The organism is Paenibacillus sp. FSL R5-0378, from assembly GCF_038009285.1.
Lineage (GTDB): Bacteria > Bacillota > Bacilli > Paenibacillales > Paenibacillaceae > Paenibacillus_AQ > Paenibacillus_AQ favisporus.
In genome coordinates, this window is the sequence record NZ_JBBPAY010000001.1 from 4,098,420 (window position 1) to 4,113,069 (window position 14,650).

The following is a 14,650-nucleotide window of genomic DNA, read 5'->3' on the forward strand; positions in this document are numbered from 1 at the left end:
TCAATCTTCCGTTCCGGCGGCCGTCCTCGTTATGGAGGCGTGTGACTGCCGGTATTCCCTTGGCGTCATGCCGGTAATCTTCTTGAAGAGCCCGTTGAAAAACGCGATGTCCGTATACCCTACGGCGCCTGAGATATCGTGAATCCGGCGGTGACTTGACCGGAGCAGGCGGCAAGCCTCCTGAATCCGGATCCGCTGCAGATACTTGATTGGTGTGAGTCCGGTATGTTTGACGAACAGCCTCTGAAACTGCCGCTCCCCAATCCCGAGCTCACCGGCTAGCTCCTCTACGGTAAACGGACGGCTGTAATGGCCATGAAGCATAGACAGCACATGGTCCATACCTACGGTAGGCGGCGGTGCCCCTTCCACCGTGGCTTCGTGAATCCGGATGATGCAGATCATCAGCTGAAGCATGCCTGCGTACAAGGCGGTTTCCCTTCCGGTACGTTCCACCGAATACTCACGATAGAGCCGTTCAAACCAGCCTTTGGCTTCGCCGTCACGGTCGCGGTAGTGCATGATTTCGTTAAAAGCCAGAAGCCTTCCGAGCTCATCGCCTCCAGGCACCATTTCCAAAATTTTGGTGGCATTCTCCATGGAAGTCAGGCAGTTATACACGATCAGCTGACGGTCTTTGGCCGTTGACCCCGGCCTGAACACATGCGAAGCGCCGATCGGAATGACGAACAGGTCCCCCGCAGATACGGGCATGACCTCATCGCCTGTATGGTGATACCCGGTTCCTTCACTGACATAACTCATTTCCAGAAAATCATGGTGATGTTCGGTTAACTCATAGGACTCGGCGTTGCGGTTTACGAAAATCGAGAAGTCATCCCAATTGTTGAAATACTCCCTGCCGCTCAGCAGCCTTACCGTACGCTTAGGCATGATGATTATCCTCGCTATGTCGGAATTACCGGGTAAAATGTCGCTTTCACCTAAATTACCCGGGGTGTTAATCATTTTATGATAAATAGGAGGATAGAACAAGATCTGGTCATGGAACGCTGGAAATGTTGCGCGAAAAGGTGTATGGAAGCAGCCGAAAGGCTGGCGGCAGAATCTTTTCCTGATATGGCAGTGTGATTCGAAAGCGTTTCCATGAAAGGGGACGAACTTGGTACAGAAAGGGGATGGAGGTATGGATGCTCATATCGCCGTTGACATCGGGGCATCAAGCGGGCGCCTCGTTCTCGGAAGGCTGAAGCATTCCAAGCTGGTGCTGGAGGAAATCCACCGATTCGACAACGGCTTCCGTGAGCTGGACGGCTCTCTGTATTGGGATATCGAGCATTTGCTGGAGCAAATCGTTGCAGGGCTGCAGGCAGCCAAAAAGGCCGGCGTCGATTCCTGTACTTTGGGGATCGATACCTGGGCGGTGGATTATGCACTGGTCGACCGGGAAGGCAGGAGGCTTAGGGAAGTCTATGCGTACCGTGACCGGCGGACGGATTCGGCCCCGGCGGAGCTGGAAAAGCTGATTTCCCGTGAAGCCCTGTATGAGAAGACAGGCATCCAGCAGCTGACGTTCAACACGATCTACCAGCTGTTTGCACATGACCGGGAAGAACGGGCACGGGCAGACCAGGTTCTGCTCGTACCGGATTATTTGTATTTCCGTCTGTCAGGCAGGCGGATCAACGAAGTGACCAACGCGTCCACCACCCAGCTGCTGAACTTGCAGAGCCGGGATTATGATGCAGAGCTGTTGTCCATTCTCGGGATGCGGCGGGAACAGTTTGCCGCGCTGACCGAGCCGGGAACCCCCCTTGGAGGGCTGGACCCGGCACTTCAGCAGCGGTACGATTTGCCGTTGTGCAGCCTCGTCGTTGCGGCAACCCATGATACCGCTTCCGCGGTGCTTGGAGTGCCCGCCCGTGAGGGGAGTTCCTGGGCCTACTTGAGCAGCGGTACATGGTCCCTTCTGGGCGTGGAGCGGGATCAGCCCTTGAACACGAAGGAAACGATGGTAGCGAACTACACCAATGAATGGGGCGCTTACGGAACATATCGTTTTTTGAAAAATATTACGGGCCTCTGGTTAATACAGGAAGTCCGCCGGCAGAGCGGAGACCGGTACAGCTTTGCTGAGCTGGTTCAAATGGCGGAGCAAAGCGAGCCTTACCGCAGTCTGATCGACTGCAATGACGACCGGTTCCTAAATCCGCCGGATATGGCGGAGGAAATCCGCCGCTTTTGCAGGGACACCGGGCAGAAGGTTCCGGAGTCGGTGGCCCAGGTGGCACGCTGCATCTTCGACAGCTTGGCTCTAAGCTACGGCACGTACTTGGATGAGCTGGAATCGTTGACCGGAGAACCCGTCGAAGTCCTGCACATTGTAGGCGGCGGAGCGAAAAACGAACTGCTCTGCCAGCTGACGGCGGACGCCACCGGCCGGGAGGTCTGCGCAGGCCCCGTCGAATCCACGGCGCTCGGCAACCTGATGGTCCAAATGATCCAAACTGGAGTGTTCAGGGATATCCATGAAGCCAGAAGAACCGTTGCCGAATCTTTTGAAGTGACCCGCTATAAACCGGGCCCACTCGCGGCCGGCGTGAAGGAACGCTGGAATAGGATCGTGAAGAAATGATCATTTTCCAAATCCAATTTTCGGGAGGCAAGTCATATGGATCAACAAATTCAGAAGAGTTATGAGGATGCCAAAACGCTATATTCCCAGCATGGGATCGACGTCGATCAGGCGCTGGAAAAGCTGGCGCAAATTAAAATTTCGCTCCACTGCTGGCAGGGTGACGATGTGCGGGGTTTTCTGTTCAGAGACGCGGAGCTTAGCGGAGGAATTGCGGTAACCGGCAGTTATCCGGGACGCGCGGCCACGCCGGATCAGCTGAGAGACGATCTGGAGAAAGCCTTGTCCTTGATCCCCGGCAAGCATAAGGTGAATCTCCATGCGATATATGCGGACACCGAAGAGAAGGTTGACCTTGACGAGCTCGAGCCCCGCCATTTTCAGCGTTGGGTCGATTGGGCCAAAGATCAGGGACTCGGTCTGGATTTCAATCCTACGTATTTCTCCCATCCGAAAGCGGCCGATGGTTTTACACTCAGCCATGCGGATGAGGAAATCCGCCAGTTCTGGATCCGCCACGGCAAGGCATCCCGCAGGATTGCCGAGCATTTCGGCCGCGAGCTGGGTCAGCCCTGCGTGACCAATAGCTGGGTACCTGACGGGTACAAGGATACGCCGGTCGACCGCCTGTCACCGCGCCAGCGGCTGCGCGATTCGCTTGATGAGATATTCAGCGAAGAGATCGATCCGTCGTATAACATCGACGCGGTGGAGAGTAAGTTGTTTGGTTTGGGCTCCGAGAGCTACGTTGTGGGTTCGCACGAATTTTATATGGGCTACGCGCTGTCGCGGGGGAAAGCGGTCTGCCTCGATGCCGGGCATTTTCATCCGACTGAAGTGATCAGCAACAAGCTGACGTCCATCCTGATGTTCAGCGAACATTTGCTGCTGCATGTCAGCCGTCCCGTGCGCTGGGACAGCGACCATGTCGTAACGATGGATGATGAGCTGCTCGAAATCGCCCGCGAGCTGGTCCGGGGTGATTTGCTGCCGAGAACGAGCATCGGCCTGGATTTCTTTGACGGCAGCATCAATCATATTGCAGCATGGGTCATCGGCACCCGCAATACGATCAAAGCGCTCCTCCGGGCCATGCTGGAACCGGTGGATGAGCTGAAAAGGATCGAGCTTGCAGGCGATTTCACCTCACGGCTGGCTTTGACCGAGGAGTTCAAATCCTACCCTTTCGGGGCCGTGTGGGATTACTACTGCGCTTCGCAGGGCGTGCCTGTACGTGAGCAGTGGCTGCATGAAGTGAAACGCTATGAGGAGCAAGTGTTATCCGCTAGATACAGCCTGGTTCAGAACTCTTAATTTCTGGCATTGCTTAGAATGAAGTGCTTTAAATAACAGTAGCGACGCCGCATCCGGCGTCGTTTTTTTATAATACCAGAAAGTATAAACTCCAGGGCGATGGCTTCCTGATATTGCAAGAAAAATTACCTTTAAACGCGGTCTGTCTTCTTTGAAAGTACGTCGATAGACGTTTTTTTACGTCGGCAATAACCGTATCGTCTGGCCTGGCAGGGCAGAATTATTTTCGCATCATACATCTTGCTAAGTTTAGTCCTACAAGCGGCTTGACCGTATTAATGGGATATCCGCGCACTGCTAATTCGTTCTATATCTGTTTCCGGCTGGATGAAAAGACGTGAATTTGTTCTATGGGATGCATCAATTTGTGTATGACACGGGGGTTGGGCCTCGTGCTACGATAACCGTGCGCATGAGCGTTCTGACAATTTGAAAGCGCTTTATATTGTGGGCAGGATATAGTCTCATGCTTCAGGCATATGAAGGGGTTACTTTACCTAAAGGAGGCTGAAGATATGAAAAAAGGAAGACCGTGGAAAACCGGAGCGGCGGCGTTGATGCTGGCTACACTCCTGCCGTCCGGGATGGGCAGCGCTGACGCGGCATTGACCGAGGTGCCATATGCCATGGATTCAAGCAACCAAGCGGGTTGGTGGACGCCCCTCGAAACGTATGGAACGGGATTGGAGTACGCCTACATGGCGTATAACGCGCCGGGAAGCGCCGAGTCAACGCATAAAGTATATATCGCGAGGCGGGACGGGAACGGAGGATGGTCCAATATTCCAGTCATGAACGGAAGCTCGGTTGCAGAATACAGCGATGATTTGGGACATAATCAGCCCTCGATCGCGCGGGACGGGAGCGGCAGGTTTCACGTGTTCGCTTCGATGCACCACGAAGCATGGCATTATTTCCGGTCCGACACGGTAGGGGGCGCGCCGCAAAACCATTCCGCCGATATGCCAACGCCTTCCACGTTTAAAGGCACCTATCCCGTCTTGACCACGGCACCGAACGGAGACGTATACCTGTTGATCCGGTCCGGAGAAGACGCCGCCGGCTACCGGTCAGGGCAGCTGTTCCGGTGGGATAACGCGGCTTCCACATGGTCCAAGGTGGCCGTGATCGGCTCGTCCTTGAACAAATCGTTCTACCCTGATGATCTTGTTTTTGATGCGAACGGCGACCTTCACATTTTGTTCGAGTGGTCCGCATTTGCGGCCAGTCCGCTGCGGCATGAATTGTCTTACGTCAAATACAGCCCATCGACAGGCAGCTTCACCAAGGCCGACGGCAGCGCCGTTTCCCTGCCGCTGACGCCGGGAACCGCCGATATCATCCAGCCGCTCTCCCCGACCGAAGCGTATGTTCAGACGGGAAGTGACCCCGGTGGCCCCGGTGTGCAGAGCGCCAAACTGGCCGTCGATTCGTCCGGCAATCCTGTCGCAGCCTACCGCTACCGGGAGGAAGGCAGCACGACCTTTTCCGTGAAGTATGCATCTTATGGAGTCAACGGCTGGAACCTGCAAACCGTGTATAACGCTTCCGAGACCAAGGCAGCCATTGATATTACATGGGCCGGCTCGGTGCCGCGGGTGTACTACGCCAAGAGCAGCGGTACGGACCGCGCATTTATGGCCGCACCGACGGGCGGGGGCTGGAGCCAAACGTCCATCGCGCCAGGCAAGCCGATCGAGCGGCTTAGCGTGGAGCGCAATGAAAACGGCGTCGATATTATGTACCTTGTGGACGTCACGAACCGCAAGCTGTATTACGGTAGAAACTGAGCCTGCGATCTTGCTGAAAGCGAGATCAAATTATACGTATAAATCTCCTGAAGGACCGCATGAGGGTGCGGTTCTTTTTTCGTTAACCGGCAGGACCAACAGCGGCGTGTCAATAGAACGATTTGATGCTTTTTTCAGGGCTGCACACTACAAATTTACGCTCTTAAACAAACCTTGTTATCTAGGGACATCGTGTGAGATATAATGGGAGCACCAAGTGTAAAAAAGGAGTTCTCGTTATGCGGAAATGGCTCGGTCACCTCATTCCCCACAAGCTGAAATACCGGTTGTTTGCCCTGTTTGCGCTCGTCATTTTGCTTCCGTTCAGCGTGCTGAATTTGTACAATTACCAGAAAATCGAATCGCTTGTCCAAAATAAAATCAGCGAGCAGAGCCACGAGCAGCTGGACAATCTGCACCGGTCACTCGAGGATCAGCTCAGCATTGCGTTCAAGACGCTGATTTTCCTGGAACAGGACACCGAGGTGAGGCGCATTCTGCAGAAGCCGGAGGAACGGTCGGTCCTGGATAACAAAGAGATCATGGAGGACAAGTTCAAAGGGCTCAACAACAGCTTTTTCCTGTACAATCCGTCCGTTTATTTCACGCTCCTCGACAACAGCGGCCATGTATATACATCCTATCCGCCGAATACTTCCCTGAATTACAGCCAGATTGCATCTAACGCATCTTTTAAGGCGCTTAAGGAATCCAAGTCCTCTTATCTCTGGGTGTCCGACGACGCCAATTACGTGTCACGTGACATCAGTAAGAGCCCGAGCCTGCTGTCTTTGTACGCCGAACTGCGCGACCGGAGCAACAAGGCTTACGGCTTGGCACGCATCAGCATCGATTTTTCCTTCTGGTTTCAATCCATGCTGCAAAAATCCGAAAGCGATCAAGCCTACTTTATCATGACCCGTACCGGTGAGGTGATCGCAAGGTCGATTCCCGATTCGTCATTGTCTGCCGCAGCCGTCAAAGAAATCGCAGACATGCCGCAGAGCGGTCATTGGACGGATCAGCAGTCCGACACGCTGGTGAATTACAGCTATTTGTCTTCCCTGGATTGGTATCTGGTGGATCGAATACCGCTTCATCTGCTGTTCCGGGAAATCGAAACGCTGAAGAAGCAATACTTTGTAACCTTTTATGCCATTACCGCCGCGTTTATTGCGGTTGCGTTCATGATTGCCCATGCGTTTACAAGGCCGTTGTCGCATATGCAGATCAAGATGAAGGAGGCAGTCCGCAAGGATCTGCGGATCCGGCTGCCTGAGAAGCGGTACAAGGGAGAAATTTTGGAACTGACCCGGACGTTTAACACGATGATGGTAGATATGAATGGTTTGGTCCAGCGGCTGAGAGCCGAAGAACGGCAGAAGGATGCGGTGCATTTTCAGATGCTGCTGGCGCAGATGAACCCCCATTTCCTGCTGAATACGCTGAATACGATCAAGTGGATCGGCCTGCGGAGCGGTAGCGAAGAAACCGTCGAGATCTGCCTGTCGCTCGGAAAGCTGCTCGAGACGAGCCTCAACTCCGACGTGGACCTGATTCATCTCCGGGATGAAATCGAGCTTACGCGCGCCTTTCTTTATATTCAGCAGGTGCGATATGGGAACCGCTTTCAAGTGGAGTTCAGCTATGATGAGGAGCTGGTGTATGCGCTGGTGCCGAAGCTGAGCCTGCAGCCCTTGGTGGACAATGCAATCAAGCACGGCATCGGCAATATGGCCGAAGGCGGACGGATTCTGATCCGGATGGGGCGCAGCCCGCTGCTGCAGGACCGGCTCACTCTGGAAGTCGAAGACAATGGCATCGGCATCGATCAGTCCAGCAAAAATCAGGGCGAAGCCCGCAAGCGTCCGAGCATCGGATTGCAAAATGTGAGGGAGCGGCTGCGCCTTTTGTTCAAGGACAAAGGGGAGCTTGAGGTCATCCCGCTTGAGCAGGGTACGCTGTGCCGGATGCACCTGCCCGTGCTGCTGTCCGAGCCCTATGAGAATACGCGTCAATCGATATCATGAACGATCTAAATGGAACTAAAATGTTGATCCGGCTGATTTCTTGGAATGTGCAACTGTTCTAAGTCTGAGCTGTGACTTTCTTTGGTTCCTTCTATCTAGCTGTTAAGGAGTGAACGCGCATGTGGAAAGTGCTGCTGGTTGAAGACGAAACCTTCGTGAGGGAGTCGGTCAAGGAGATCATCCGGTGGGAGGAGATGGGCTTTACGCTTGCGGGCGAGGCGAGCAATGGGTTGGAAGCGTTACCGATGATCAAGAACGACCCGCCGGATCTGGTGCTGTGCGATATCGTCATGCCGCAGATGGACGGCCTTGAACTTCTGCAGGAAACGCGGAAAGCCGGCATCGGGTCCAAGTTCGTCATGCTGACCTGCATCGGGGACTTTGAATCCATGCGAAGAGCGATGGAATACGGGGCCTCCAACTATATTTTGAAGCTGTCCATGAGTGTGAAGGATCTTCGGGAGACGCTGTCCAAAGTGAGCAGGGAGCTGTCTGCCCGGCAGCCGCAAGTTGAACGTCCGGTTCGGCAGCCGGCGGCCCGGGAGAAGATTACGCACCCGGAAGTGAACAAAATTATGGAGTATATCGAACAAAACTACGATCAGGACATTACGCTCAAATCGCTCGCCCGTTATGTCATGATGGGGGAAAACTACGTCAGCGCCTTGTTTAAAAAGAAAACCGGGGAGACCTTGATCCACTATCTGCACCGGACGAGGGTCGAGAAGGCCATCGAATACTTGACGACGACGGACCTTCCGGTCAATCGGATCTGCCAGAACGTTGGTTTTATGAACGACAACTATTTTATTAAAATTTTTAAACGGATGACGGGGATGACCCCGAGCCAATACCGGATGAAGCAATAGAACAAAATGCATATTCAGTATCGGTCACGAGCCGCCGAACTGCGTATTTCTGTTCCATGGGAATCATGATTCTGTTACTTACGGCGGGGCCCGCCGCTTTGCTATCCTTGAGCTGCAACAAACAATTCATTTTGATACGGGGGGCTTCAATTGAGAAAAAAAGGTTGGCTTGCGGGATTCGTATCGCTGGCGCTGATCGCGGGCGTGGTATCGGGCTGCTCCGGCGGCGGCAGTAAGGGGGATACCGAGGGGGCGGCGGGCAGTGCAAAAGCCGCTTCGTCCGCTTCAGGCGGCGCCGTCAAACTGAAAATGTGGGGCGGGGTTCCGCCGGAGGCCGGTCCGCAAGAGGTGGTGGATGCCTGGAATAAGGATCACCCGGATATTCAAGTGGAGTATGTGCGCTTTGTCAATGACGATGAAGGCAACTTGAAGCTGGATACGGCGATTATGACCGGACAGGATGTCGATCTCTTCGTCAACTATTCCGCTTCCCAGGCGTCAAAACGGGTTGCTTCGGGGGCTGCGGCTGACCTGAGCGCCTTCACGGACTATAATATCGATGAGAAAATGGGGCCCGAAGCGGCCGGCTGGAAGATCGACGGCAAATATTATGGCGTACCGACGACAAAAAGCTCCTTTTTCGTCGCGCTGAACAAGGATGCCCTGGATGCAGCCAACCTCCCGGTTCCGAAGGACTGGACCTGGGATGAGATGAGGGAATACGCCAAGAAGCTGAAGAAAGGCGAAGGCTACGGTTTTATCCAGAATACCGAGCCGTTTGTCGATCCGATCGACTCCGTGCTTGCCAAAGAAGGCTATACCAAGGCGGACGGCAGCTCCAACCTGGATCATCCGCTCGTGCGCAAATGGCTGGAAAGCTTGTATGGCATGATGAAGGATGACAAGACGACGCCTCCACTCGGCGAGCAGCTGACGTCCAAAATGCCGGTCGAGCAAATGTTCCTCAGCGGTGAAGTGCCGATGCTGAACATCGGGGCCTGGCTGCTCCGCAGCTCCAACAACTTTACCGATTATCCGCGCGATTTCAAAATTGCGTTTGCACCGGTACCGCGGCTGGAAGAAGACGCCGCAAACTACGTGACCCGCGGCGGACTGGGCGATTATATATCGATTAACGCCAAGTCCAAGTATCAGAAGGAAGCGTGGGAGTTCCTGAAATGGTACGCGGACGGCGGTATGGCACCGATGGCAGCGGGCGGGCGTCTGCCTGCATCCAAGGATGCGAATCAGGATGCGGCGCTGAAGAGCATGCTGGGAGACAAGGGGGACACCTACGATCAGGAATCCTTGATGTACGTCATGTTTGACAACAAGACGCCGACCTTCGTCCGTACTGTTCCGCAGGAGGTTATGGATCTGCGCTCGCAGGAATATGAGAAGTACTTCCTGGGGTCCCAGGACTTGGACGCGACGGTGGCGGCCATGGTGAAACGCCATGACGAATATTTAAAATCCAATCCGCAGCAGTGACCTATTGCCACGAAGGTGATACGCTATTTGAATACAAGGGATGGCCAAGTTTAACGGCCGTCCCTTGCTGCATTCTGGATACTTGGATCTACGCAAAAAAAGTACCGAGGCAAGGGAGAACAAAAACGGCGAACAACAGCGATCGGTGGAAACTTTATGCACATGCCCCGACAAGGATTCAACTGCCCGATTATAAATAGAACGATTTGATGAAAAAGCGCAGCGAGTCGTCCTCGAGGCGCTTTTTTTGCATCATTTTGTGATATGAAGACGGTGGTTTTGTTCCTTCTGCGAAACGTCCCGGCTTGCTAGACTGAGGACATCAAAAATATGAAAGTAGGCGAAACGCATGAACAACCATTGGATGAGAAGGCAGCGCAGGCTGGGTTACGTCTTCATCGGGCCCAGCATGATCGGCGTGCTGCTGTTCTTTCTCATACCGGCCGCATACTCCCTGGGCTTGGTCTTCACGGATTATAAATTCATGAATCCCAAGGTCGGGTTCGTCGGTCTCGATAATGTAACCCGGATGCTGCACGACAAGCTGTTTTACCTGTCCTTGAAGAACACCGTACTGTTCCTCGTGGCGGTGCCGGTGTCCATCGCACTCGGCTTTGTCGTCGCGGTCATCCTGAACCAGCGGATCTACTTGAAAAAGCTTCTGCGCGCCCTGTACTTTATGCCGTACATTACGAGCGGGGTGGCCGTCGCGTTTGTGTGGATGCTGCTGTTCCAGCCGAAACAGGGGCCAATCAACGGATTTCTCCGCGGCATCGGAATCGATCATCCTCCCGGATGGCTGTCGACGACCACCTCCTCCATGTTTGCGATCGACATCATCTGGATCTGGTTTCTGATGGGGTATAACATGATCATTTATTTAGCCGCGCTGCAGGAGGTATCGCCGGAGCTGCTGGAAGCCGCGAAGATCGACGGCGCCCGGCCGGGACAGCTGCTCCGCAAAATCATCTGGCCGCTCGTCAGCCCCACCACGTTTTTGCTGCTGGTGACCGGAATGATCATGACGATCAAGACGTTCGGCATTATTCAGGCGACAACGCAGGGCGGCCCCGGGAACAGCACGACCATCTTGTCCCTGTACGTCTACCAGAACGCCTTCCGGTACTACGACATGGGCTACGCCGCCACGATATCGTGGGCGCTGTTCATCATCATCCTGATCATTACGGTGATCCAATGGATCGGCCAAAAACGATGGGTTCATTACTAAGAGAAAGAGAGGCCTGAAGCATCATGGAACTCCAAAAACGACTGCTGGCCGGCACGCCGGGCAGGCTGCTGGTTACGCTGATTATGCTGGCGCTGGCCATCGTGATGGTTATGCCTTTTCTATGGATGATCAGCACGTCTTTGAAAACACCGACCGAAGTATTCAAATACCCGATCGAGTGGATTCCCGCGCATCCGACATGGGAACACCACCTCAAGGTGTGGACCGGACCGAAAAGCTTCGGTACTTACTACCTGAATTCGCTAAAAATTGCCCTGATCGGCATGGCGGGCGCCACGTTCCTGTCCGCGTTTGCGGCTTACGGTTTTGCCCGGATCGAATTTAAGGGAAGGAACGCGTTGTTCATGCTATATTTATCCATGATGATGATTCCCCCGCAGGTACTGTTCGTGCCCAAGTTCATCATGTTTGAATGGGCTGGCATTTATAATACGCATCTCGCCCTGATTCTGCCCGGCCTGTTTACGATTTTCGGTGTATTCATGCTGCGCCAGTTCTTCCTGTCCATTCCCCATGAGATTTCCGAGTCGGCCTTTATCGACGGGGCGGGGCATTTCCGGATCTTCTTCCGGCTCATACTGCCTCTCGCCAAACCGGCGCTGGCCACCTTGGCCATTATCGATTTCTCCTGGCAGTGGAACGATTACGAGAACGCGCTGGTCTTTTTGATCGATGAGCGGCTGTACACCATTCCGCTTGGACTTCAGAACTTTATCCTGGAAAATACGGTAGACTACAACGGCATGATGGCCGCGGCGTCTGCAGGCATTATCCCGATGATCGTCGTGTTTGCGATCGGACAGCGCTACATTATTCAAGGGTTGACGAACTCTGCGGTGAAAGGGTGAGATGATGAAGAACGAGACGATACGAAGCGACGTAACCGTCATTGGCGGCGGGCTGGCCGGCGTATGTGCCGCTATTGCGGCGGCAAGGCTCGGCAGCCAGGTCGTGCTTGTGAACAACCGCCCGGTACTCGGCGGCAATTCAAGCAGTGAGGTGCGGGTGTGGGTGTGCGGGGCGACCGCGCATGGCATTAACCGGTACGCTAGGGAGACCGGCATCATGGGCGAACTGTTCGTCGAGAACCAGTACCGCAATCCGGAAGGCAATCCGTACCTGTGGGATTTGGTGATCCTGGAAGCGGTTCGGGCGGAGCCGAACATTACGCTGCTGCTGAACACCGATGTGCATGAAGTCGAGGCGGACGGTCCGGAGGAGAACCGGACGATCCGGTCGGTGACCGGGTGGATGATGGGCTCCGAGCGGCGCATCCGCATGGAAAGCCCCGTCTTTCTCGATTGTACCGGCGACGGTCTCGTCGGCTTTATGGCGGGAGCCCGCTCCCGGATCGGCCGGGAAGCCTCCCGTGAATACGGAGAAGCGTGGGCGCCGGAGGAGGCGGACGGCATCACCTTGGGCAGTACGCTGTTGTTTTATACGAAGGACGCGGGTCATCCCGTCCGGTTTGTACCGCCTTCTTTCGCCAAGGACATTACGCAGACGCCGATTCCGATCAAGCGGGTCATCCGCAGCGGCGACTCGGGCTGCCATTACTGGTGGATCGAGTGGGGAGGCGAACTGGACACGGTCCATGACAACGAAGTCATCCGGGACGAACTATGGTCGGTCATCTATGGGATCTGGGATTATATTAAAAATTCAGGGCGGTTTGAAGCCGACGCCATGACGTTGGAATGGGTCGGTTCTATTCCAGGAAAAAGGGAATATCGCCGCTTTGTCGGCGACTATGTGCTGAACCAGAACGACATCATCGCGCAGGAGCCGTTCCCAGACCGCATCGCCTTCGGCGGCTGGTCCATCGATCTGCACCCGCCGCAGGGGATGTATGCCGAAGCCAGCGGCTCCAAGCATATGCATGCGGACGGCATCTACCATATTCCGTACCGCAGCCTGTATTCGGCGAACGTCTCCAACCTGCTGTTCGCCGGGCGCAACATCAGCGCTTCCCATGTGGCTTTTGGCACAACGCGCGTCATGGCGACATGCGCGGTAATGGGGGAAGCGGCCGGAACCGCCGCTGCGCTCTGCGCGGCGAAGGGCGTGCCGCCGCGGGCCATTTACCGCTCGCATCTGCACGAGCTGCAGCAGACGCTGCTGCGCCAGGACGCGGCCGTCATCGGCCTGCGGCATGAAGACGACCGCGACCTCGCCCGTCAGGCAAAGGTATCGGCCTCGTCGGTCCGCGGCAGCATCGGCGTCACCAAACCGCATTCAGCCTACCGGCTGGAGCGGGATGCCGCGATATTGTTTCCGGTGGAGCCGGGGATGCAGGGACTGGAGCTGCTCGTGAACGCGAGCGGGGATACCCGGCTGATGGTGGAGCTGTGGGACACCGGCCGTCCGGAAAATTATGTGCCCTGCACAAAGGTGGCTGAAGCCGAAGCAGCTGTCTCCAAAGGCGAAGCGCAGTGGATATCCCTTCCGCTGGCTTGGGCACCGGACACGCCGCAGAATGCTTTTGTCATCATCCGCGGGAATCCGGACATTAGCCTGTACCGGGCGGCTGAACCCCTTACCGGCGTTCTTGCTTTTGAGAAGGGAGCGGTCCCGAACGCTTCAGCTGATCTGGAGGACCATGACGAGAATCAGCCCGTCGTGGCCTGGAGCATGAAGGCGCTGGTCCGGCAGCCGTTCTGCTTCAAGGTTCTGGGTACGACCGCTGCCTATTCCCCAGCGAAGGCGGTCGGCGGATACAAGCGGCCATTCGGCGGACCCAATCTGTGGGCGTCGGATTCGCTTGGGCCAGAGGACGAGGCATGGCTGCAGTTGACATGGGAGAGTGAAATCACGCTGCAGGAGGTGCGGCTGACATGGAACGACGACGTCAACGAAGACCTGATCAATCTGCATCATCACCGTACACCGTTCGAAATCATCCCTGAACTGGTCAAGTCATACCGGCTCGAGGCACGCATCCGTGGGGAATGGAGCACGATCGCCAGTGTTCAGGATAATCGGCGAAGAAGCAATCGGATCGCTTTGAATGAGCGCATTTCCGCCGACGCGCTGCGCCTCGTGATCGAAGAAACAAACGGTGCCCCTGCCGCCGAACTCGTGGAGATTCGGGTATATTGATTGGAAGGTCAACGGAACCAATTATCGCAAAAGTACGGTTTGAGGCAGCCATCCACCAAGATGGCTGCCTTTTCGAGTTAGCGCAAGCTAGATAGTTGGTCCTATGTCGAACCGCAGTATGAGACGATGTTCCCTTTTTGTTGGAAAACTGAACCAAATTCGGGGTGATGAACGTAGTACCGAATAGTCCAACAAAAGGAGGTTCATTC

The 14,650-nt window shown here is 55.0% G+C and carries 10 protein-coding genes; 9 read left to right on the forward strand and 1 reads right to left on the reverse strand.

The window, feature by feature from the left end; all coding sequences use genetic code 11:
* Positions 1 to 894, reverse strand: a complete 894-nt coding sequence (locus MKY74_RS19095) for an AraC family transcriptional regulator (RefSeq protein WP_076166361.1) — start codon at positions 892 to 894, stop codon at positions 1 to 3.
* A 253-nt stretch (positions 895 to 1,147) separates the two neighbouring features.
* Between MKY74_RS19095 and rhaB the strand changes: the two genes are divergently transcribed.
* The 9 genes from rhaB to MKY74_RS19140 all read left to right on the forward strand — a co-directional run bounded on the left by rhaB (position 1,148) and on the right by MKY74_RS19140 (position 14,441).
* Complete coding sequence (gene rhaB, locus MKY74_RS19100) at positions 1,148 to 2,596, forward strand: rhamnulokinase (protein ID WP_076166356.1); 1,449 nt, start codon at positions 1,148 to 1,150, stop codon at positions 2,594 to 2,596.
* A gap of 36 nt (positions 2,597 to 2,632) precedes the next feature.
* On the forward strand, positions 2,633 to 3,910 hold the full coding sequence (rhaA, locus tag MKY74_RS19105) for an L-rhamnose isomerase (protein WP_076166352.1): 1,278 nt from the start codon (positions 2,633 to 2,635) through the stop codon (positions 3,908 to 3,910).
* Between the two features lie 515 nt (positions 3,911 to 4,425).
* On the forward strand, positions 4,426 to 5,700 hold the full coding sequence (locus tag MKY74_RS19110) for a BNR-4 repeat-containing protein (RefSeq protein WP_076166349.1): 1,275 nt from the start codon (positions 4,426 to 4,428) through the stop codon (positions 5,698 to 5,700).
* A gap of 239 nt (positions 5,701 to 5,939) precedes the next feature.
* A complete protein-coding gene (locus MKY74_RS19115; protein WP_076166346.1) occupies positions 5,940 to 7,730 on the forward strand; it encodes a sensor histidine kinase in 1,791 nt (596 codons plus the stop codon).
* 119 nt (positions 7,731 to 7,849) lie between these two features.
* Positions 7,850 to 8,599, forward strand: coding sequence for a response regulator (locus MKY74_RS19120; protein WP_076166342.1), 750 nt, complete (start codon positions 7,850 to 7,852; stop codon positions 8,597 to 8,599).
* Between the two features lie 150 nt (positions 8,600 to 8,749).
* Positions 8,750 to 10,090: an extracellular solute-binding protein gene (locus MKY74_RS19125; RefSeq protein WP_076166339.1), complete on the forward strand. Its 1,341-nt coding sequence runs from the start codon at positions 8,750 to 8,752 to the stop codon at positions 10,088 to 10,090.
* Between the two features lie 349 nt (positions 10,091 to 10,439).
* Positions 10,440 to 11,321, forward strand: a complete 882-nt coding sequence (locus MKY74_RS19130) for a carbohydrate ABC transporter permease (protein WP_076166334.1) — start codon at positions 10,440 to 10,442, stop codon at positions 11,319 to 11,321.
* Between the two features lie 23 nt (positions 11,322 to 11,344).
* Positions 11,345 to 12,190: a carbohydrate ABC transporter permease gene (locus tag MKY74_RS19135; protein ID WP_076166330.1), complete on the forward strand. Its 846-nt coding sequence runs from the start codon at positions 11,345 to 11,347 to the stop codon at positions 12,188 to 12,190.
* Positions 12,191 to 12,194: 4 nt separating this feature from the next.
* Complete coding sequence (locus tag MKY74_RS19140) at positions 12,195 to 14,441, forward strand: FAD-dependent oxidoreductase (protein WP_076169348.1); 2,247 nt, start codon at positions 12,195 to 12,197, stop codon at positions 14,439 to 14,441.
* Positions 14,442 to 14,650: the final 209 nt, after the last annotated feature.

Excerpts from the sequence above, each read along its gene's own strand:
- MKY74_RS19095 (WP_076166361.1), bottom strand. The coding sequence starts at position 894 with ATGCCTAAGCGTACGGTAAGGCTGCTGAGCGGCAGGGAGTATTTCAAC.
- MKY74_RS19120 (WP_076166342.1), top strand. The coding sequence starts at position 7,850 with ATGTGGAAAGTGCTGCTGGTTGAAGACGAAACCTTCGTGAGGGAGTCG.
- MKY74_RS19140 (WP_076169348.1), top strand. The coding sequence starts at position 12,195 with ATGAAGAACGAGACGATACGAAGCGACGTAACCGTCATTGGCGGCGGG.
- rhaB (WP_076166356.1), top strand. The coding sequence starts at position 1,148 with ATGGATGCTCATATCGCCGTTGACATCGGGGCATCAAGCGGGCGCCTC.
- MKY74_RS19115 (WP_076166346.1), top strand. The coding sequence starts at position 5,940 with ATGCGGAAATGGCTCGGTCACCTCATTCCCCACAAGCTGAAATACCGG.
- MKY74_RS19110 (WP_076166349.1), top strand. The coding sequence starts at position 4,426 with ATGAAAAAAGGAAGACCGTGGAAAACCGGAGCGGCGGCGTTGATGCTG.
- MKY74_RS19135 (WP_076166330.1), top strand. The coding sequence starts at position 11,345 with ATGGAACTCCAAAAACGACTGCTGGCCGGCACGCCGGGCAGGCTGCTG.
- rhaA (WP_076166352.1), top strand. The coding sequence starts at position 2,633 with ATGGATCAACAAATTCAGAAGAGTTATGAGGATGCCAAAACGCTATAT.
- MKY74_RS19130 (WP_076166334.1), top strand. The coding sequence starts at position 10,440 with ATGAACAACCATTGGATGAGAAGGCAGCGCAGGCTGGGTTACGTCTTC.